Here is a 20,259-nt window from a genome sequence, read left to right as displayed (position 1 = left end):
GCGGCATTGTAGCTGCGTTATGGCTCATGTCTCAGGGGTGCGCTGTCCGTGAGCGAAGGCGCTGGATCGTCGGCTGGCAACGGTCGACGACGAGCTGGCGGAACCAGGGCATTTCCGCATCGCGCAGGGGCGTGAGGTCGGGGTCGGTCATCAGGCCCATGCAGATCTGGTCGTCAATGCGACCGGCGTCGGCGAGACCCTGCAGCTCTTTGTGAGCGGCCGGCAGGTCGCCGAGCAGGATCCGGTCGATGGCGATGTTGTAGGGGGCGAGGGGATCGGTCGCGCGGTTCGCTTCGAACGCGCCGATGCTTTCCTCGATCGCCTTGCGCCACTCGGGGCTGCCCTTCGGCGCGCGCTTGGCGATTTCGCCCAGTGCAATGCCATAAGGCTCCATGACCTCGGATTTATCCGTCGCTTTCTCGATGCCGGCGCGCGCCGTCTGGAGTGCCTTGGCGAGCATGGCGTCGACGTCGGCCGGTTCCACTGCCGCTTTCGCGGCGGTGAGATACCAATGCGCCGGGAAGTAATAGCCCATGCCGCGTGCGACGTTCTTGGGGTCTTTCGCGTGGGCCTCATTAGCGATGTATTCGGCAATGAGTGCGTCGGCCCTGGTCAGGCGTTCGCTTTTCATCGCCGGGTCGCTTGTCACAGCAAGGATGAGGAGTGCCTGCGCTTCGCTTCCCCGCGCCATATTGATCCAGTTGGATGTCGACGGCTCGTTCTTCAGGAAAAACGCCGCGCCTTGCGCGGCGTTCTCCAGCATCGCTGTCTTGCAGGCAGGCTCGTGAGTGAACTCGGTCCACTGCACCTGCACGTCGAACGCCATGTATACACGCCAGTCTTCCGGTGCCTCGATACCCTTCAACTCGGTGAGGTACTTCAGCGGCTGACTCGGAATCGGGTGGCAAACCGTCTGTAGCTTGTCGAGTTGACTGGAGGCCAGGTCCTGGATGGCGCTGGCATATGCAAGCGAGGGCAGCAGGAGAACGGCAAAAGCGAGTGCTCGAACGAACATGGTTGACATCCCTGTACGTGACTATCCCGCCTTTGCGGCGGTAACTGAACCGTGGAAGCCCGCTCGACGACGGCGCCTTCCCCGAGGGTCGGCATCATATCGTCCCGGTGTGTCCCTCGCCAGACGTAACAGCCACCAGCACGTTTCATCGCTCCTTGATGCAACCGCGCGTACGTTGTAACGACATAACGCGCCGTCGTTATCTCCGGAGTCACCCATGAAACGCCTTCTCCTGATCGCCGTGCTTCTTTCGTCCGTTGCTTCCCTCAGCGGTTGTCTCATTCGCGATCACCGCGATGGCGGACCCGGCCGCTACAACAACGGCCCCGATCACCATTGCGACGATCGTGACCATCACGATAACAACTGCAACGATCGCGACCACCACTGAAGCCTGCAGATACGAAAAAGCCCGGCATCTGCATGCCGGGCTTTTTTTGCACGATGTTTTCGCGCGATCAGATGGCTTTGGCGAGCTTGTCTGCAAGACCGATGTACGAGGCCGGCGTCAACTCGGCCAGCGCCTGCTTCGCATCGGCAGGCAGGTCGAGCGTGGCGATAAACGCACGCATCGAATCCTTCGTGATGCCCTGTCCACGCGTGAGCGCCTTGAGCTGCTCGTACGGCTCCGGCAGGCCGAAGCGACGCATGACGGTCTGCACGGCTTCAGCGAGGACTTCCCAGCTATTGTCGAGATCGGCGGCAACGCGCTCGGCGTTGACATTGAGTTTGCCCAGGCCCTTCAACAGCGATTCGATCGCGACCAGCGAGTGACCGTAGGCCGTGCCCAGCGCGCGGAGCACGGTGGAGTCGGTGAGGTCGCGCTGCCAGCGGCTGATCGGCAGCTTCTCGGCGAAGTGGCCGAGCAGGGCGTTGGCAAGGCCGAAGTTACCTTCGGCGTTTTCGAAGTCGATCGGGTTCACCTTGTGCGGCATCGTCGACGAACCGACTTCGCCGGCCTTCAGTGCCTGGCGGAAGTAGCCGAGCGAGATGTAGCCCCAGATGTCGCGCGCGAGATCGATCAGGATGATGTTGATCCGGCGCAGCACGTCGGCGAACTCGGCGATGCCGTCGTGCGGTTCGATCTGCGTGGTGTACGGGTTGAACGTGAGGCCGAGGCCGTCGACGAAGTTCGACGCGAGTGCCGGCCAGTCGACCGCCGGATAGGCGATGACGTGCGCGTTGTAGTTACCGACGGCACCGTTGATCTTGCCGGGAATCTCGATGGCGACGAGCTGGCGACGCTGGCGCTCGAGACGCGCGACGACGTTGGCGATTTCCTTGCCCATCGTGGTCGGCGACGCGGTCTGGCCGTGCGTGCGGGCAAGCAGGGAGAGGCCGGCGTGTTCGTGTGCGAGGCCGCGCAATCTTGCGATCACCTGGTCCAGCGCCGGGAGCAGCACCGACTCACGCGCATCACGCAGCATCAGCGAGTAGGCGAGGTTGTTGATGTCTTCGCTGGTGCAGGCAAAGTGCACGAACTCCTTGGCCTGGGCGAGCGCGGGATCGTTGCCGATCTTTTCCTTGATCAGGTATTCGACCGCCTTGACGTCGTGATTCGTCGTTGCCTCGATCGCCTTGATGCGCTCGCCGTCTTCGATCGAGAAGTCGTCGGCGATGGCGAGCAGGCGGGTCACGGCGTCGGCCGGGAAGGCCGGCAGCTCGACGATGCCCGGGTGCGCGGCCAGGGCCAGCAGCCAGTGGATCTCCACATGCACGCGGCGATGCATGAGGCCGAATTCGCTGAAGATCGGGCGCAGCGGCTCCACTTTGGAGGCGTAGCGGCCATCCAGCGGCGAGAGGGCGGTCAGCGTGGCGTGGGACATGGGGCGTTCCTGGAGGCGAGGCGGGAGCAGCCGGCGATTATAAGTCATTGGGCGCACTGGGGTCCCGGCTCGACCCCCTGTAGGAGCCGATTCATCGGCGATCCCGCGGCAGCGGGCCGGTTTGGGGCGAGCACCCATCGCCGATGAATCGGCTCCTACAAAAGAGCGGCTATCGGCCTTACTGTAGGAGGAGTCCCCCCACCGAGATCCCCGCATGAGCAAGTTCCGTACCGAACGCGACAGCATGGGCGAGTTGAAGGTACCCGCCAAAGCCCTCTATGGCGCCCAGACCCAGCGGGCGGTGGATAACTTCCCGGTGTCGGGGCTGACCCTGCCGCGCGAGTTCATCCGTGCGCTGGGCCTGATCAAGTCGGCGGCGGCGGAGGCGAACGTCAAGCTCGGGCACCTCGACAAGACCTCGGCCAAGGCCATCCGGGCCGCGGCGGAGCAGGTGGCCGCTGGCGGCGTGGACGAGCACTTCCCGATCGATGTCTTCCAGACCGGTTCGGGCACCAGTTCCAACATGAATGCGAACGAGGTCATTGCCCATCTCGCCGGGGCGGCTGGCACGACGGTGCACCCGAACGACCACGTCAACGCGGGACAGAGCTCGAACGATGTGATCCCCACGGCCATCCTGGTCAGCGCCACCCTGGCGACGACCGAGAAGCTGCTGCCGGCGCTGAAGCACCTGCGCAAGACCATCGACACGCGGGCGAAAGAGCTGAAGAAGGTGGTCAAGACCGGGCGCACCCATCTGATGGACGCCATGCCGATCACCTTCGGCCAGGAACTTTCGGGCTGGTCGGCGCAGATCGCGGATGCTTCCGAGCGCATCACCGATACGCTCAAGCGCACGCGCCGACTGCCCCAGGGCGGAAGCGCCGTGGGCACCGGGATCAACGCGGATCCGAAATTCGGACCGGCGGTGGCGGCGGAGCTGTCGAAGCTCACGGGCGTGAAATTCGAATCCTCGGAAAACTACTTTGCGGGCATGGCCGCGCAGGACGCGCCGGTGGAACTGTCGGGTCAGCTCCGCGCTCTGGCCGTCGCAGTCATGAAGATCGCCAACGACCTGCGCTGGATGAACTCCGGTCCGCTGGCCGGCCTCGGTGAAATCGAGTTGCCGGCGTTGCAGCCGGGCTCGTCGATCATGCCGGGCAAGGTCAATCCGGTGATTCCGGAAGCCGCCGCGATGGTCGCTGCACAGGTCATCGGCAACGACGCGACGATCGCCATCGGCGGGGCGTCGGGCAACTTCCAGCTCAACGTCATGCTGCCGGTGATCGCGTACAACCTGCTGCAGTCGATCGAGATCCTCGCCAACGTCACCGTGTTGCTGGCCGACAAGGCGATTGCCGGCTTCAAGGTCAACGAAGACCACATTCGCGAAGCGCTCGACAAGAATCCGATCCTGGTCACCGCGTTGAACCCGGTCATCGGTTACGAGAAGGGCGCCGCCACGGCCAAGCAGGCCTACAAGGAAAAGCGTCCGATCATGGACGTGGCCCTCGAGACGACGGGCCTGTCGAAAGCCGACCTGGCCAAGTTGCTTGATCCGGCCGCGCTGACCAAGGGCGGCATTCACGGCGGCGGCGGTGGTGGCTGAGGAGGCGACCTGAAGCCTCAGCGGCTGGCCCGCGGCCTCGGTATCCACAATTCGAGGACATTGGGCTGGCCGCTACCCGGCGGCAAGGCGACCGCGCGGGCCGGCTGCTTCGTCAGGGCGGGAAGCGCTGCATTGGCCCAGGCCACCAGGGCAGTGGCACACACGGCACCCTGCGGCGCGTAGAGCACGGTCGGTGTGCGCCACTCGAACGGCGTGCGCTGGCCCGAGCGACGCGCGGTATCGCTGACGTTCTCGATGCCTGGCACCACGATGCCGAGGTCGCGTACGGGCGCCAGGCTCGCCATCACCTCGTCCCGCTGGCGGTCGTCGTAGATTTGCGTGTACAGCAGGAAGGCCTGTTTCGTCTGGCCGCAGGCATCGATGACGCGCTTGCGTAGCGCGACGGCGTCGACGGTGTCGACGGCAAGCGTGGGCTTTGCGGCCGGGAGGGCAGGGCTCGCCGGCAACGGGACCGGTCTGGACGGTGCCGATGCAGACGCCGTCGCCGTTGTTGGCGAGGGCTCGGGCGGTGGCGGTGGCGGCGCTTCGGGCATGGGCGGCGGAGGTGCCGGCGATGCCGCGGTGATCGACGCTGCTGCATTCACCGTGTTTTCCGCGGCGTCTCGCCAGCGGTCATAGTTACGCATCGCGGCCGTCCATTCGCTGAGCGGTACCGTGCCCAGGGTGTTTACCAGTCCAGCCTGCTGCTGGCATTCGGACCACAACTCGCTTTCCTCCGTCGTGGTCTGGGCCGTGCGGTCGCAAATCGACTGCACGGTAGCCCAGAGGTTCTGCATCACGTCGCGTTGACTGGAAGTCAGCGTACGACCCTGCAAGTCGTTGGTCAGGGTGACGAGGCGACCGTTGATTTCGTTGTTGTAGGGAGCGCCGTGAAGGTCGGCGGCCGATACCGACGTCATGACCGCCGTCGTTTCCTGGCTGATCCGGCGCGCCTCCGCCGCGCTCGCGGCCTGCGCTTGCGCCAGTTGTTCGCTGTGGGCATCCCAGGCTTGCCAACCCGCGAGCAGTCCGGTCAGCAACGCGCCAACGCCGATGGACGTGCCAACCGTGGTGGCGATCCGTTGTGCGCGGCTGGGAACCGTCGCCGGCGTGGACAACTGGCCGGCATCGGTGCCGATGATCGGCGTCAGCCACGCCCACTCGTACACGGATGCGAGCAGGTCGGCGTTCACCGGCGTGCCGAGCAAGACGCCCAACTCACAGTAACTTTCCCACTGCGCCTCGCTGAAGAACTGGTTCGCGGTGCTTTGCTGCGGAAAGGTCGCATCGCGATCGGCATAGCCGGCGACGTCGAGCGGCATATCCGGGGGCAGGTGGGGTTTGACGATCAGGAGGCAGCCACGCTTGCCACTTGCGTAGGACACGCGGGCCAACAGGAGGCTCGCGTTTCCGGGTGTCGGAGCGACCGTGGAGGGCGTGCCGAAAAGCGACGCCAGCGCACCGGCGGCGGGGCCAAGTGCGCCTGGGTCGATGAATTCGATGGCCGCGTCGTAGTCGATACGGGCCTTGCGGATCAGGTTCTCGACATCGGCGAACAGGTAGTCGGGATCGGCACCGCAGTCGGCCAGCACGATGGTCTGCAGCTCCCGCTTGAGCAGCGCATAGACACCGGTGTTATCGAAATGGCCACCGTCGGACAGGTACCACTGCGGGCTACCAAGTCCCGGAAAGCGCGCGAACATCTCGCGCAGTAACGATGTGTACTTGGCGACGATGGCGGGCTTCTCCGCGCGGCTGTCGGCGAGGTTCTCCTGCCAGTAACCGAGACGCAGGCCACTCAGGAATGACAACGCCGCCACGCCAGGACGGGTCAATGAACCCATGCCCGAGCCCAGGGCAGCACCGGAAATGGCGATCCATTCCGCCAGTGTGGTCCCCGCGAGACTGGCCTGCGAACCGGCGACGGGCCCGTGCGTGCCGGTCTCGACACCCAAGGCGCTCACGGTGAGGGCGACGCCCTTGCGGTCGGCGTTATAGGTGTCGGTGCGATCGTCGACAGTCTGGTTGACGCAGCAATTGACCAGATGGATCGGACCGCCGTGACGGTGAGGCGCATAGTCGGTCATGCATGGGTCGTCGCCATCCAGGAGACGGGTGACCTTAACGATCGCACCGCTCACTGTCCGGTTGTTGACCGAGACGACGCTGACTGGAAACCGGGGATGCGCCGCACCCGGCGTTGCTGCTGTGTTGCCGACCGAGACGTAGGCGCGTGCGATCCGCGAACGATAGAAATAGTGCAGCGACGATTCATTGAGTTGGGCCAACGACCGACCATTGAAGAGAAGGTAAAGCACGCCGACGAGTGCGACGCCGCTCCAGCGCAGGTAGGAACCGATCGAGCCCTCACCGGGCGCCAGGCCTTCGAATGGAAAAACCAGGGTCTGGAAGATCGTCGTCCAGAACAGGGCCAGCGCGACGATGAGGACCAGGCCAAGCACATTGGCGATGGCGGCCCACGGCAGTTTCGCCATGCTGCCCTTGCTTGCGCCCTGAAAGGCGGGCAGCACGAGGCGCACGATGCCGATCAGCACCGTCGTGATTCCCACGCCGGTGGCCATGCTGCCTCCCGCGGGGCCGAAGAAAGTCCGCGCATTCAGCCATTCGCGCAGGTACCAGCTCGCCATGTCGAGGAGCCCGAGGGCGAAGATCAGGGCGCCAGCCCTGAGGCTACCGGCCAGTGCTGTCGTATAGCGCACGCGGTCCTGCGCACGGGCGTGGCGAAGGCCGGTGATCCGTGAGCATATCCATGCGAGCGGTGTCGGTAGCAAGGCGATGGCGCCCAGCCCAAGCAGGGTGGTTTCGAGTGATGCGGCAGCCGAAACCGCATGCATCGCCAGCGCGACGCCGATGACGCCCGCCAGAAGTGCTGTGGCGAATCCGCCCCAGGTCGCTCGTCCCAGGAACCAGTAGCCGTAGCAGATGACCAACCCGGTCACCGCAGGCAGGGGAAGCAGCCACCACCACACGCTCATCGCTACGGGCATGACCCCGGTACCGGCGATCAACCACGCATAGGCGAGGTGAGGGAGGGTGACCACGCAGGCGAGCAGGGTCGCGAGCGCGGCCACTTCGACGTGGGTGGCGATGAAACCGCGCAACTGGCTGGCCGCGGCCTGCAGCAGGTCGCCTGCGCCGGCGGGCGCGAGAAACCGGCCGTTGTTGCGCAGCCACCAGAGGAATACCGAACCGTCCGCGGCGACACCTTCAGTCACGGCTTCAGGCGTTCCTTCAGGCGTGCCGTTGAACAGTCGACCCCATGCCGAGCCGATGTAGCCACCGCCGGAAACAGTGGAAAGGTAGTCGAAGCGACGGAGCACGCCGTTTTTTGCCAGTGCCCTCAACAGGCCCAGGCAGAACGTGGCGCTGCGAATGCCGCCCCCCGAGAGGGCCAGCCCGATGTTCGGCGCAGCGGGATCGATGCCGGCGGCGGCGCGACGGCGTGCCAGCGCTTCGCGCTCGCTCTCCGTGGTTGGCTCCGCTGGCGCGGCGTCTTGGGTGGTCATGGCGAGGATCCCCTGCAGTCGATGCAAGCTCGTGGTCCGGCTCATGCGAACCGGATCGAGGCGGCGGTCCCCTCACCGGGCGCTTCGTCGCCTTGGTTTTAGACCCTGCGTTGAAGTTGTGCAATACAGCGGAAAGGGTATTCCTGTGCGCTGGCGCACGTTTGTAGGAGAGCTTCGCCGCTGAAGCGTCTCCCACAGGAGCGGCTCCTGTGGGAGCGTCGCGCTTTATGCCGGAGCGTTGCGTTTACATGGATGGCCTGGGCATGACGCAGGTGCCAGGGGGCGTCGTTCGGCCGGCTTCGCCGCTGAATTCCGGATGGTCGAACGGGATGTCGTTCTCCCAATACCAGGGAAAACAGGTCTCGCCGATCGTCGCCTCGAGCAAGTAAGCGAAGATGCCTTCGCCGTTGGAGCTGTTGCTCATCAGCAGGACGCAGGTGCGCGAGTCCATCTGGCAGACAGCGAGGTTGTTGGTGCCGTCGTCGTGCCCCGATTTGAAGAACACGGGCCCGCGATCCGATTGGTAGCGGCCCATGCCCAGCCCGTAACCAAGCCGGATGCTGTCGTTCGCCGTCGTGTCGGGAGAGCCGATGGTCGGGAATTGCTGCAACGAATGGATCGATACCCGGGGCGTGAGCCACGTTCGATACGTCGAAGGGCTGAGGCCGTCGCCACGCACCATCGCCGCCAGCAACTGCGCATAGTCATGCGGTGTGGTGTCCATCGACCCTGCGGCGCGAACGGATTCGCGATGCTTGTGCCCGAGTGCCTTGCCATGCTCGTCGTAGCCGATGGCGACGTTGCCGGCGAAGTCGTCACGCCAGGTCATACCGGTGCGCGTCATGCCGAAGGGCGTGAACAGACGCTCGCGCATCAGCGTGTCGACATCGATGCCCTTGCCGTTCTCGATGACGAACTGCAGCAGGTTGATCCCCTCGCCGGAATACGCGTAACGCGCGCCCGGATCGAAATAGAAGGCCAGCTTGCCGTTGGGATCGTAATCCTTGCCGGGCTGCCAGAAACGAAAGTTGGCGAAGCCCGAGCGGTGGCTGAGCAGGATCGCTGGCGTCAGCGCTTTCCAGCGGTCGTCACCTGCAAGGTCGGCGTATTTCTCGTAAGCGGGAAGCGGCTTGGGCAGGTCGCTGGCGATGCTGGCGTCGAGGTCGAGACGGTGCTCGTCGACCAGTCCCATCACCGCGTACGAGAAAGCCATCTTGGTGATGGATGCCGCATACATGACGGTGTCGGTCTGCAGGGGAAGGTGTTGTGCCGTGTCCCGCTCGCCGTAGGCGTGCAGGTAGACCACCTTGCCGTCCTCGATGATGGCGATGGCGAGGCCGGGTACGTTGGCCGCCGCCATGAGTTCGACGACGCGACGGTCGAGTGCTTCGCCGCGCAACGGCTTCGGTGTGTCGGGAGCCACCGGTCGCGTGGCGCAACCGGTGAGGAGCAGGGCGAGTGGAACGAGAAGGAACCAAGGCGGACGGACCATGACCAACCTCCGGAATCGCGCAGATGGATTCGTTTTGTCGTAACCCCTGAACGGAAGACGGCCCCCGAAGGGGCCGTCGATCCATCGTTTCAGCCGTCGTCGCGCCAGCGCCGGAACCAGATGGCTGCGGCGATCATCGCCGCACCGGCCGCCGCACCGATCCAGAGCGAGGGGCTCGCCAGGGCGCTGTAGTGGTACGCCAGGTCGAGGGTGTCCAGCAGTGCCGCCGGATTGCTGTGGCCCGGGATCACCACCGGTGAGGCATTGCCGACCCAGCTGCCCGGAACCAGGCTGCCGAGGAGGCGGCTCACGACGTTCTTCCAGTACCAGTCCGTCGACAGATTCACCAGACCCATCAGGCCGAACCAGGAGACGATCACGCCGGAGCCGACGGGCAGGGCGATCGCCCAGAGGAACGGCTTGCTTTTCGCCCAGGCCGAGCAGAGCAGCAACCAGCCCAGCGTCGGCAGTGCCCAGATCGCATACAGCGGGAGCAGCAGGATCAGGTTGAACACGACGCGGAGCGGATGCGCCTGCATCAACAGGGTCCAGACGCTTATGCCGTGGATCGTGGCGACAATGGCGAGGAACAGGGCCAGTACCAGACCGACGATCACGCCGACAGCGATGGCGATGGCGGGAGCAAGCAGGGCGGCACTCGCCAGCTTCGACAACACGGTGGACGTGTCCGACAGTGGCAGCGACTTCCAGAACAGGATGCTGCGATCGCGACGATCGTCGTATAGCGCACCGAGGCAGTAGAAGAAGACCACGATGGCGGTGACGCCAAGGATGATCGCGGCGACGGCGTACAGCATGATATCGATGCCGGCGCCGGCGTTCTGCAGATCCGCCAGGCTCATGTCGCTCTGCAGGTGGACGTTGCCACCGCCGAACTGCATGCCACCCCATTTCCGTCCGAACACTTCACCCAGGGCGATGCCCATGCCGTTGAGGACGAGGAAGACGATGCCGGTGATCACCGGGGCCCAGAAGAAGCCGCCCTTGTGTTCCCAGAACTCGCGCTTGACCAGCCAGTAGAAGGTTTTCATGCGTAGGTGCCCTTCATGGTGGCGACGAAGAGGTCGCCGATCGACGGGCGTCGTACCTCGCCCAGGCGTTCCAGCTCGGGCCGGCTGACGTTGTCGAAGAGGAAAATGCTCTTGCCGAAGACCTGGCGCTCATCGAGCGGCTTCAGTTCCCGGGCGGCGTGTGCGAACTCGGCGCCGACCAGGACCTCGGCGAACCGCTCGCCCAGGCTGTCCATGTCGGTATCGAGCACGATCTTGCCGTCGCGGATGAACATGAGGTCGGTGAGGATGTGTTCGATCTCCTCGACCTGATGCGTGGTGACCAGGATGGTCTTTTCCTCATCGAAGTAGTCTTCCAGAAGGCTCTGGTAGAACTGCTTGCGGTAGAGGATGTCCAGGCCCAGCGTAGGTTCGTCCAGCACCAGCAGCCGGGCATCGATCGACATCACCAGGGCCAGGTGCAGCTGCACGATCATGCCCTTGGACAGCTGTTTCACCTTCTGCTGCGGCTGCAGCTTGGTGCGGGCCAGGAAGGCGTCGCACTTGGCGCGGTCGAAGCGGGGGTGGGTGTTGGCGACGAAGTCGACCGCATCCTTGACCCGGATCCAGCGGGGCAGCACGGCCACGTCGGCGATGAAGCAGACCTGTTCCATGAGCTTGTCCCGATCCTTGCGGGGATCCAGGCCGAGGACATTGAGCTGGCCCTCGAAGGTGGTCAGGCCGAGGATGGCCTTGAGCGCCGTGGTCTTGCCTGCCCCGTTGGGGCCGATCAGGCCGACGATGCGCCCCGATCCGATCTGGAAGCTGGCGCCATCCAGCGCCAGTGACGACTTGTAACGCTTGCTCAGGCCGGTGGCGGTAACGACCGCGGTCATGACGGATCCTCCGTGGAGCCTTGGGCTTCACGCATCAAGGTCTTGAGATCGAGGCCCATGCGCTGGAGACGGGCAAACAGTGCCGGCCATTCTTCGCGCAGGAAGCGCTCCCTTTCACTCTTCAGTAGCGCGTCGCGCGCTCCATCGATCACGAACATGCCAAGACCCCTCCGTTTCTCAACCAGTTGTTCGTCGACCAGCTCCTGATACGCCTTGGAAACAGTCAGCGGGTTGATCTGAAAATCCCCCGCGACCTGGCGTACCGACGGCAGCGGGTCGCCTTCGTTCAAGGCGCCGTCCAGGATCATCGCCACCACGCGTTCGCGGAGCTGGCGGTAAATCGGGACGCTGTCGTTCCAGGTGATGGACATGTAGTTAATCCTTGGCCGTGCGGCGCAGTGCATTACCAAACGAATAGTAGGGCATGGCCAGCTGCGCGCCGATCAGCGCAGCGGCGCGATCTTCCGCGCTGCGCTTGATGGCGGCAGCCGCCGAGTCCAGGGTGGCCTCGCTAGCCAGGACAGCCTCGCGCACATCGGCGTCGGTGGGCCTCACCTGGATAGCGGGGAGGTCGACGACGCGGACGCCGTTGACAAAATGAGGTGCGGCGACCAGTGCAGCGGCGCGGTCATCGAAGGAGCGCAGGGCGAACACGCTGGTTCCGGCAATCAGGACAGAGGCGGTAAGTGCGATGAGGTTCGGCGCTTTCATGGTTCGACTCCGATGACTGTGCTGCAGGTCGGGCAGTGGGTTTAGAGGGAGGCGACGTTGGCGTCGGCGTCGGCGTAGACGACGATCGGAGCCAGGTCGGTCACGTGGGTGCCGTTGATCTCGGTGATGGGAGCGGCGGAGGTGCTGGTGCTGTGGAAGCCGGCCAGGGTGGCGGTGGCGATGACGAAGGCGGCGGCGAGGGCGGCGACGTTGAGGTTGTTTTTCATGTCAGTACTCCAGTGGTGGTGTGGGTGACCGGTGTTGTAGTGAACTATAACACCAGATTTTTAGTCGTCAACCAGAATTTCGTGAAATTCCATATGACTTATGGCCTATGCCCTGCCGCGCTGTGCTGGTGGGGTGCGTCGGTGGCACTAGCTCTGATGCGGTCTGTGAGGAAAAGGTTTAGGCGGGCAGCCCATCGCCGCATCTCTGCGGGAGCCGCTTCAGCGGCGATGGGGTGCTAGCCGCAACCTCGCCCGCTGCCGCGGGATCGCCGATGAATCGGCTCCCACAGGTCTTTTTTGCCCAAAACGAAAACGGCCGGCCCCCGAAGGAGCCGGCCGTCAGCCGAGCGAGGTCGCGAGAGGCTTACAGCTCCGCGCGGAACTCGACGCCGATGATGCGCGGGTCGTTGACGAACGCCGTGCGGTTGTTGAAGTCGATACCGCCGGTGATCACCTTCTTGTCGGTGATGTTGCGACCGTAAAGGGCGATCTCGCGCTTGCCGAAGTCCCAGTTGTAACCGACGCGGATGCCGCCTTCGAGGAAGGGCTTGCTCTTGAACTCTTCGGAGTCGTACAGGAAGAAGTTCACTTCGCTGCGGTAGTTCCAGTCGGTGTAGACGAAGAACTCACCGCTCTCGCCGTACGGGATGCCGTAGCGGGCGGTCCAGGTACCGATCCACTTCGGCGCGTTGGGCAGCGAATTGCCGTTGATCAGCGCATTGCCGTCCGCATTGAGCGGATCGAGGACCGTGCAGCCGCCGCCGCACGGGGCGATCGCCAGGTTCTTGTCCTTCAGCTCGGTGTGGTTATAGCTGCCACCGGCGGTCATGTAGAACTGCGGCGTCAGGTAAGCCTCGAGGTCGAACTCGGTGCCGTAGCCCTGGGTCTTCTTCGCATTGATCAGCTGCGTGACGTTGCTTGCACCACCGACCGCGGTCAGCTGCTGGTTATGCATGTCGTACTTGTAGATGTCGGCGTTGAAACGGACCTTGTTGTCTTCCGTGGTCGACTTGAAGCCGATTTCGTAAGAGGTGACTGTCTCCGGCCGTGCCGTGGAAATGCTGTTGGCGAAGGTGATGCGGCCCTGGACGCTGGGCGCGCGGAAGCCGTTGGCGACGCGTGCGTACACGTTCGCGTTCTTCGACAGCTGCCACGTGCCGGTGAGGTCGCCGCTCCAGCGCGAGTCGGTCGGCTTGGAGGTCAGCGGGCCGATCGGGCCGGTGAAGCCGAGGAAGCGCTCCGCGCTGAAGTCACGCTTGTCGTGCGACCAGCGGGCGCCGGCGCGGACGTCGAACTCGTCGGTGAACTGGTAGTCGGTCGAGCCGAACAGCGCCCAGGCCTTCGTATGCTGGCTCTGGTCGACCAGGCCGTTGAGGGCGTGGTTGTTGAGCGTGTCGTACGAGTAGTTGGTGATCGCAACGTCTTCGTCGAAGTAGTACGTGCCCACCTGCCACTTCAGGCGCTCCGAGCTGTCGTTGGACAGACGGAACTCCTGGCTGATCTGGCGATCCTTCGGCAGTGCGTCGGCCGTCTCGGAATAGAACGGCGTGGTGCGGTCGGTGCTGCTCGGGCGGGCCGGCGTCTCGGAGGCGTCGTAGCCACCGTCGACGTCGCCGAGGCTGTACGTCTGCGCGCGCTCGAGGCCGGTGATCGAGGTGAAGTTGAGATCGCCGAAGTGCCAGTTCAGGTGCAGGTTGCTGCCCCAGGTGAACAGGTGCTGCTTGTTGTTGCCATCCTGCGAGACCGAGTCACGGTCGAAGCCCTGCACGAACTGGTCGCTGCCCAGGGTGATCGAGTTGGCGCGGTTGACCATGGCGCTACCGTCGAGCAGGCGGCCGTGCACGTTGATCAGGGCGTCGAAGTCGTCGGAGTGCTTGTACAGCGCCTGCAAGCGAACGGCGCGGTCGTTGTAACCGCCGAGGTCGTCCTTCTTGCCCTTGTAATCGTTGTCGATCCAGCCGTCGCGATGCTGGGCGATGGCGGAGACGCGGCCCGACCAGTCGGAGCTGATCTTGCCGCCGATGGCGGCTTCGGCGTTGGCCGTGCCGTACGAGCCGTAGGACACGCGGGCATAGCCCTCGGTTTCCTGGGTCGGCTTGCGCGATTCGAACTTGATCACGCCGGCCGGCGAGTTACGGCCGAAGAGCGTGCCCTGCGGACCGCGAAGCACTTCCACTTGCTCCAGATCGAACAACGGGAAGCCCTTGAGGATCGGGTTCTCCTGGACGATGTCGTCGTACACCATCGACACCGGCTGCGACGCATTGAGGTCGAAGTCGCTGTTGCCGAGGCCGCGGATGTAGAACCGCGGGAACTCGCGTCCGTACGAGGTTTCGGCATACACACTGGGTGCGCGCGCGGCGAGCTGGAGCACGCCGTCGCCCGCCTGGCCAAAGGCCTCGAGCTTCTCGGCCGTGATCACGGTCATCGAGATGGGCACCTTCTGCAGGTCTTCCGTGCGCTTTTCAGCGGTGACGGTGACCGTCTCCAGCGTGGCCGTCTTGACCTTCGGAGCGTTGGGCGCGGCGTCCTGTGCGAAGGCAGGGCCGACGGTGAGCGCCGTGGCGATAGACAGGGCAATGACGAGACGTCGCGGCATACGGCGCGAGCTAACGAGAGACATGGTGTGTTCCGCCTGGGAGTTCCTGGGGTGAGAGTGCCTCGCCAACTGCGGTCGAGCCGGTCCCCTGGCGAGGGCGCGTCTTTGCGAATTATCCCTTGTGACGTGGGCATGACGGAAGTGTTGCAACGCAGAAACCTGCGTGGACTGGCATCCCCTGCCACTGTCACCGAAGTGCAATGGACGACGGATAACGTGCCGTTCGATCGAACGCGTTGGCGACGTTTAACGCATTTAGACGTCACTATCGCCGACGTTTGAGGTTTTTCTCAACCGTTTTCCTGAGTATTTTCGGAGCCAAGAACCATGAAGAGACTTCCCCTGGCCGCCGCCTTCTGGACGATGTGCGGCACCGCGGCCGCCGAGGGCGCACCGCAAGAAGCCATCGAGCTCTACGTCGATACCGCTACGCGGCAGCTATTTGCGGAGCCGGGCCCGGGCCGGCAGCGTCTTGGCAAGTTCGCCCAGGTGACCGACACGCCGGCGCCCGTCGCGGCCACGACGGCGGCTCCGACCGTCGCCACGGCCACGGCGAGCAGCACCGCGCAGCCCGCCGTGGCCGCCAGGTCGGCATCGTCGGCTACGCCGGCGACCAAGGCCTGGTACGACAAGATCGGCATCCGCGGCTACCTGCAGATGCGCTACAACCAGGAAGTCGGCGGGGACGCGAAGGACCTCAAATCCCCCGGCGATCGCTACATCGGTCGCGAACAGGGCTTTGGCATTCGTCGTGCGCGCGTTGTCATCAGCGGCGACGTCACCGACAAGATGTCGATCTACATCCAGCCCGACTTCGCCAGCACGCCGACGGGCTCGAGCACCGGTAACTTCGCCCAGTTGCGCGATGCGTACGCGGACCTGTGGCTGGACAAGGACAAGACCTACCGCATCCGTGCCGGTCAGTCGAAGATTCCGTACGGCTGGGAAGACCTGCAGTCCAGCCAGAACCGCCTCGCCCTCGATCGCGCGGATGCGCTGAACTCCGCCGTGCGCGACGAGCGCGATCTGGGCGTGTTCTTTTACTGGACACCGAAGGAGATCAAGGAGCGCTACGCCTACCTGGTCAAGTCGGGCCTGAAGGGCTCGGGCGACTACGGCGTGTTCGGCGTCGGCGTGTACAACGGGCAGGGCGCCAATCGTCCCGATCGCAACGACCAGCTGCACTCGGTGATCCACTTCTCCTATCCGTTCAAGTTCGCGAACGGGCAGTACCTCGAGGTGGGTGCGGACGCGTATTCCGGCCGCTACAAGGTGACGACCGGTTCGGCGACCATCGACGGCCGAACGTTTACTCCCACGGTGGATGCACCCGTCGCCGGCTCGACGGATCGTCGTGTCGCGGCGCACGTGGTGTATTACCCGCAGCCGTTCGGGTTCCAGGCGGAGTGGACGGTGGGGCAGGGTCCTGAGCTCGATGTCGCACGCCGTGTCGTCCGCACGCAGTCGCTACGTGGCGGCTATGCGCAGGTGATGTACAAGTTCGACGGTGACTACGGCTCGTTGATGCCGTATGCGAAATGGCAGACCTATCGCGGCGCGGCGAAGTTCGACACGAACGCGCCGAAGATGCAGGTGGATGAGATCGAGGCCGGCATCGAATGGCAGCCGTCGAACGCCGTCGAGCTGGCGGTGGCGTGGGCGAACATGCGCCGTACGGACGTGAGTACGGCGCCTTATCGTCGGATCGACGGGCAGTTGCTGCGCATGCAGTTGCAGGTGAATTACTGAGCCTACCGTGTAGGAGCCGATTTATCGGCGATGGGTGCTTGCGACACCCTGGCCCGCTGCCGCGGGATCGCCGATGAATCGGCTCCTACACGAGCTGTTGTGCAGGATTATTTTTTCTTTTTAGAAGGCGTAGCGAGGGAGGTTTCGCGAACGGACTTGAACTCGCTTCCGTCTTTCCACACAGGCCAGACGTCGCTGTCGGCGAGCTTTTCGCCGAGGGCATAGAAGGCCTTGACGTTCTGCGTGACGCCGTCGAAGTTCCAGCGCATGTCGTAGACGTCGGTGGGCTGGTGGTAGTGGTTCTTTACGTAGTCTTCCTCGGCGGCCTCGCCGGCGGCCTTGCCACCGACCACCATGTCGATGCCACCGCCGGCGGCGAGCGCGGGCACGCCGGCCTTGGCGAAGTTGAAGTGGTCGGAGCGGAAATAATGGCCCTTCTCTGGTGAGGCATCGCCGCTGACGACCCGACCGTCTGCCTTGAGCACCTCGGCGAACATGTCTTCGAGATCACCCTGGCCAAGGCCGACGACCTCCATATCCTTCGTCGCGCCGGTGATGGGCAGGGCGTCCATGTTGATGTCGGCAACGGTCTTGTTGAGCGGGAAGGGCGGGTGGGCGACGTAGTATTTCGAGCCGAGCAAGCCCGATTCCTCCATCGTCACCGCGGCGAAGATCACCGTGCGCTTCGGCTTGTCCTGGGCGAACTTGCCAGCGATTTCCAGCAGGGCGGCGATGCCGGTGCCGTTATCCACGGCGCCGTTGTAGATCTGATGGCCTTTGAGCGACGGATCGTGGCCAAGGTGGTCCCAGTGAGCCGTGTAGACGATGGCTTCGTCGGGCTTGTCGCTACCTTTGACCATGCCGATGACGTTGTTGCTCAGCGAATGCGTGATCGCGCTTTGCAGGTGGATCGATGCCTTGGCTTCGAGTGGCACGGCCTTGAAGCCGCGAACATCGGCCTGTTTGGCGAGGTCGTCGAAGTTCTTTCCCGCCTTTGCAAAGAGGCGCTGCGCGGCCTCATGGGTCAGCCACCCGGCGACGGGCAGGCGAGGCGACGGATCTTCGCTCTGGGGCAGGTCGAGACGGGGCGTGGACCAGCTGCTCTGGACCACGTTCCAGTTGTAGGCGGCGGGTTCGGTCTGGTGGACGATGAACGCGGCGGCGGCACCCTGGCGGGCGGCTTCTTCGAACTTGTAGGTCCAGCGGCCGTAATAGGTCATCTCGCGACCCTTGAACAGCGTCGGGTCGTTGGCGTTCCAGCCCGGGTCGTTGACCAGGATGATCACCGTCTTGCCTTTGACGTCCACCCCGTCGAAGTCGTTCCACTGGGCTTCCGGCGCGTTCACGCCATAGCCCACGAAGACGACGTCCGAGTCCTTGAGGTCCACGTCCGACTTTGCCTGCAAGGTGCCGGCGACCATGTCACTGCCGAAGGCGAACGCTTCCTGGCCACCCCCTTCGGTGACATCGAGCCTGACGTTGGCCGTATCGGTCAGCGCGGTGGAGACGGCGGGCACGGATTGCACCCACTCGCCCTTGTTGCCCGGCTCCAGGCCCATCCGCTTGAACTGCTCGATGATGTAATTGGTGGTCAGGCGCTCGCCCAGCGTACCGGGCTTGCGGCCGTCGTATTCGTCGGACGAGATCACCCGCAGGTGGGCAGCGAAGTCGTCGGGCGTGATCTCGGGACTGAAGGTGTGCTGCTCGTTCGCCACGGCGGGAAGCGGCGGCGGGGGCGAGGTGGCGGCCCTGGCCGGGGCGGCCGGCGGGGCCGCCGCGGTCTTGTCTTCGTCGTGGGACTGGCAGGCCGCCAGGGTCAGGGCGGTCAGGCAGGCGAGAGCGAGTCGACGCATCGGCGGGGAGCCCCATGGGTGGATAAAGAGGATTCCGAGTGTAACGGCAAGGGCGACCCTGTCGCCGGGGCGACAAGGGCCCCATAATGGTCGGTTATCCCGTTCCCGGAAGACCTCTCCCCATGCGTATCGGCATCGACTTCGGAACCAGCTATTCGGCGGCCGCGGCCGTCGTGGACGGTCAGCTCGAACTGGTCCGTTTTGGCGACGCCCGCCAGTTCCGGACGGCGGTTTTCTTCCCCGAAGTGGTGCCCAACGTGGACGACTTCGTGTTGACCCCGGCCCTGGAGGCCCAGGTGGATGCGTTCGTGCGCGCCTCGCGTCTCGACGAGCGCCAGGCCGGTCGCACCCCGCGAGGCGAGATGGATCTGCGTCGAGACGCCATCCGCGTCGTGCGCCGTCAGTGGATGGAAGAGCGTACACGCGAAGCCTCGGCGTCCGTGGCCAGCTTCCAGGATGCCCTTTTTGGCGAGGAAGCCGTCGATGCCTATCTCGAAGAAGGCACGGGCAACCTGATCGAATCGCCGAAGTCGATGTTCGGCTACAAGCTCGATCCGCGTGTGCGCAAGACCATCGTCAGCATCGCGGCGCATATCCTGGAGCACGTTCGCCTGGTGGCCACCCGTCAGTTCGGCACGCCGGTCCGTGAAGCGGTCATCGGCCGTCCGGTCGAGTTCCGTAGCTCCATGGGCGCCGCTGGCGGCGAGCAGGCCCTCTCCATTCTGCGTGAAGCGGCGCGGATCGCCGGTTTCGACGAGGTGTCGTTCCTCGAAGAGCCTGCCGCCGCGGCCATGCATTACCACCAGTCGCTGGCGGAACGTCAGCGGGCGATCATCGTCGATATCGGCGGCGGCACGACCGACGTCGCCTATGCCGAACTCGGTGCCGGCGAAGTGCCGATCATGCATCGCAGCTGGGGTTTGCCGCGCGGCGGCACGGATCTCGACGTCGGCGTGAGCCTGCACAGCTTCATGCCGCGGTTCGGCAAAGACCTGAGTGGCGTGCCAGTCCACCATTTCGTCGAAGCGGCCAGCGTGCACAACCTGCCCAAGCAGCGCGAGTTCCGCAAACAGGACTATCGCCTCGTGGACGAGCCCTTCGGGTCGCGTCTGCGTGCCCTGCAGGGCACCGGTGCGACCACCCGGCTGAACCAGTCGGCCGAGCGCATGAAGATCGATCTTTCCGCTTCCGACGAAGCGTCGGTGACGCTGGATTTTATCGAGGCAGGTCTGAAGATCGACGCTGTTGCCGGCGATTTTCGTGCGGCGTCGGAAGATTTCCTCGACCGCATGGGACGCCTTCTCGACCAGGCCCAGGCGGACATTGGTGAGGCACCGGCGAGCGTTTTTCTCACTGGTGGCACGTCCCGGTCGCCGCAGGTTCGTGAGCGGGTGGGCGCAAGTTTCCCCGGCATCCGGGTAGTACACGGCGACCCCTCGCTGGGTGTAGTCTCTGGGCTCGCACAAGCGGCACTTTTATCAAATTCATCAATCGCTTCCGAGAGTCGCTAAGCTAATTCGGCATATTCACAATGTGCGAGCATGTCCTGCATTACATCGTTAGTTATGGCGTCGGCGCGGTGCGATTGAGAAAGTGAGTTAGTGCCGATCGATGGAGATTCAGTCGCGGCAGGGGTGGCCTGCCAGTGGATGCTGCGGGGGTGCATATGGGAAGGGTTTGCGTTCGGATACGGATGGGCAACGAATGGGGCGTTGCCGGGACGGAACGTCATAGGCGTGACGTCG

Annotated in this window: 15 protein-coding genes; 4 read left to right on the top strand and 11 right to left on the bottom strand. The window is 64.3% G+C overall.

Going from position 1 to position 20,259, the window contains the following annotated elements:
- Positions 1 to 31: 31 nt before the first annotated feature.
- On the bottom strand, positions 32 to 1,015 hold the full coding sequence (locus tag BJI69_RS21265) for a hypothetical protein (RefSeq protein WP_046969107.1): 984 nt from the start codon (positions 1,013 to 1,015) through the stop codon (positions 32 to 34).
- 217 nt (positions 1,016 to 1,232) lie between these two features.
- Here BJI69_RS21265 and BJI69_RS22695 point away from each other — a divergent pair, with 217 nt between their 5' ends.
- The gene (locus tag BJI69_RS22695; protein ID WP_169749268.1) at positions 1,233 to 1,406 is read left to right on the top strand and encodes a hypothetical protein; all 174 of its coding nucleotides are present in this window, start codon (positions 1,233 to 1,235) and stop codon (positions 1,404 to 1,406) included.
- Positions 1,407 to 1,473: 67 nt separating this feature from the next.
- Here the strand turns inward: BJI69_RS22695 and purB are convergent, their stop codons facing one another.
- The gene (gene purB / locus BJI69_RS21260) at positions 1,474 to 2,841 is read right to left on the bottom strand and encodes an adenylosuccinate lyase (protein WP_046969108.1); all 1,368 of its coding nucleotides are present in this window, start codon (positions 2,839 to 2,841) and stop codon (positions 1,474 to 1,476) included.
- Positions 2,842 to 3,055: 214 nt separating this feature from the next.
- Between purB and BJI69_RS21255 the strand changes: the two genes are divergently transcribed.
- Entirely contained in the window at positions 3,056 to 4,450 is a 1,395-nt protein-coding gene (locus BJI69_RS21255; protein ID WP_046969109.1) for a class II fumarate hydratase, read from the top strand.
- Between the two features lie 17 nt (positions 4,451 to 4,467).
- Here the strand turns inward: BJI69_RS21255 and BJI69_RS21250 are convergent, their stop codons facing one another.
- The 8 genes from BJI69_RS21250 to BJI69_RS21215 all read right to left on the bottom strand — a co-directional run bounded on the left by BJI69_RS21250 (position 4,468) and on the right by BJI69_RS21215 (position 14,936).
- A complete protein-coding gene (locus BJI69_RS21250; protein WP_162201002.1) occupies positions 4,468 to 7,977 on the bottom strand; it encodes a hypothetical protein in 3,510 nt (1,169 codons plus the stop codon).
- 244 nt (positions 7,978 to 8,221) lie between these two features.
- The gene (locus tag BJI69_RS21245) at positions 8,222 to 9,469 is read right to left on the bottom strand and encodes a serine hydrolase domain-containing protein (protein WP_052767329.1); all 1,248 of its coding nucleotides are present in this window, start codon (positions 9,467 to 9,469) and stop codon (positions 8,222 to 8,224) included.
- A gap of 89 nt (positions 9,470 to 9,558) precedes the next feature.
- A complete protein-coding gene (locus tag BJI69_RS21240; protein ID WP_046969111.1) occupies positions 9,559 to 10,521 on the bottom strand; it encodes a hypothetical protein in 963 nt (320 codons plus the stop codon).
- Positions 10,518 to 11,375 (bottom strand): ABC transporter ATP-binding protein, encoded by an 858-nt coding sequence (locus tag BJI69_RS21235; protein WP_046969112.1) that lies wholly within the window; start codon positions 11,373 to 11,375, stop codon positions 10,518 to 10,520. Before BJI69_RS21235 ends, BJI69_RS21240 begins: the two co-directional genes overlap by 4 nt.
- Positions 11,372 to 11,746: a GntR family transcriptional regulator gene (locus BJI69_RS21230; protein WP_046969113.1), complete on the bottom strand. Its 375-nt coding sequence runs from the start codon at positions 11,744 to 11,746 to the stop codon at positions 11,372 to 11,374. The genes BJI69_RS21235 and BJI69_RS21230 overlap by 4 nt, the downstream gene beginning before the upstream one ends.
- Before the next feature lie 4 nt (positions 11,747 to 11,750).
- Positions 11,751 to 12,086 (bottom strand): hypothetical protein, encoded by a 336-nt coding sequence (locus BJI69_RS21225; RefSeq protein ID WP_046969114.1) that lies wholly within the window; start codon positions 12,084 to 12,086, stop codon positions 11,751 to 11,753.
- Between the two features lie 41 nt (positions 12,087 to 12,127).
- Positions 12,128 to 12,313: a hypothetical protein gene (locus BJI69_RS21220; RefSeq protein ID WP_046969115.1), complete on the bottom strand. Its 186-nt coding sequence runs from the start codon at positions 12,311 to 12,313 to the stop codon at positions 12,128 to 12,130.
- Positions 12,314 to 12,677: 364 nt separating this feature from the next.
- A complete protein-coding gene (locus tag BJI69_RS21215; protein ID WP_046969116.1) occupies positions 12,678 to 14,936 on the bottom strand; it encodes a TonB-dependent receptor in 2,259 nt (752 codons plus the stop codon).
- Between the two features lie 303 nt (positions 14,937 to 15,239).
- Here BJI69_RS21215 and BJI69_RS21210 point away from each other — a divergent pair, with 303 nt between their 5' ends.
- Entirely contained in the window at positions 15,240 to 16,661 is a 1,422-nt protein-coding gene (locus BJI69_RS21210) for a porin (protein WP_046969117.1), read from the top strand.
- A gap of 107 nt (positions 16,662 to 16,768) precedes the next feature.
- Here the strand turns inward: BJI69_RS21210 and BJI69_RS21205 are convergent, their stop codons facing one another.
- The gene (locus BJI69_RS21205) at positions 16,769 to 18,514 is read right to left on the bottom strand and encodes a M28 family metallopeptidase (RefSeq protein ID WP_071925057.1); all 1,746 of its coding nucleotides are present in this window, start codon (positions 18,512 to 18,514) and stop codon (positions 16,769 to 16,771) included.
- Positions 18,515 to 18,636: 122 nt separating this feature from the next.
- On the opposite strand from BJI69_RS21205, the gene BJI69_RS21200 reads away from it, so the two are divergent.
- On the top strand, positions 18,637 to 20,025 hold the full coding sequence (locus BJI69_RS21200) for an Hsp70 family protein (protein ID WP_046969570.1): 1,389 nt from the start codon (positions 18,637 to 18,639) through the stop codon (positions 20,023 to 20,025).
- Positions 20,026 to 20,259 lie beyond the last annotated feature (234 nt).

Origin of the sequence: Luteibacter rhizovicinus DSM 16549 (genome assembly GCF_001887595.1) — a bacterium.
In the GTDB taxonomy this organism is placed as follows: domain Bacteria; phylum Pseudomonadota; class Gammaproteobacteria; order Xanthomonadales; family Rhodanobacteraceae; genus Luteibacter; species Luteibacter rhizovicinus.
Note: the sequence above shows the minus strand (reverse complement) of the source record. Positions and strands in the feature narration are given on the sequence as shown.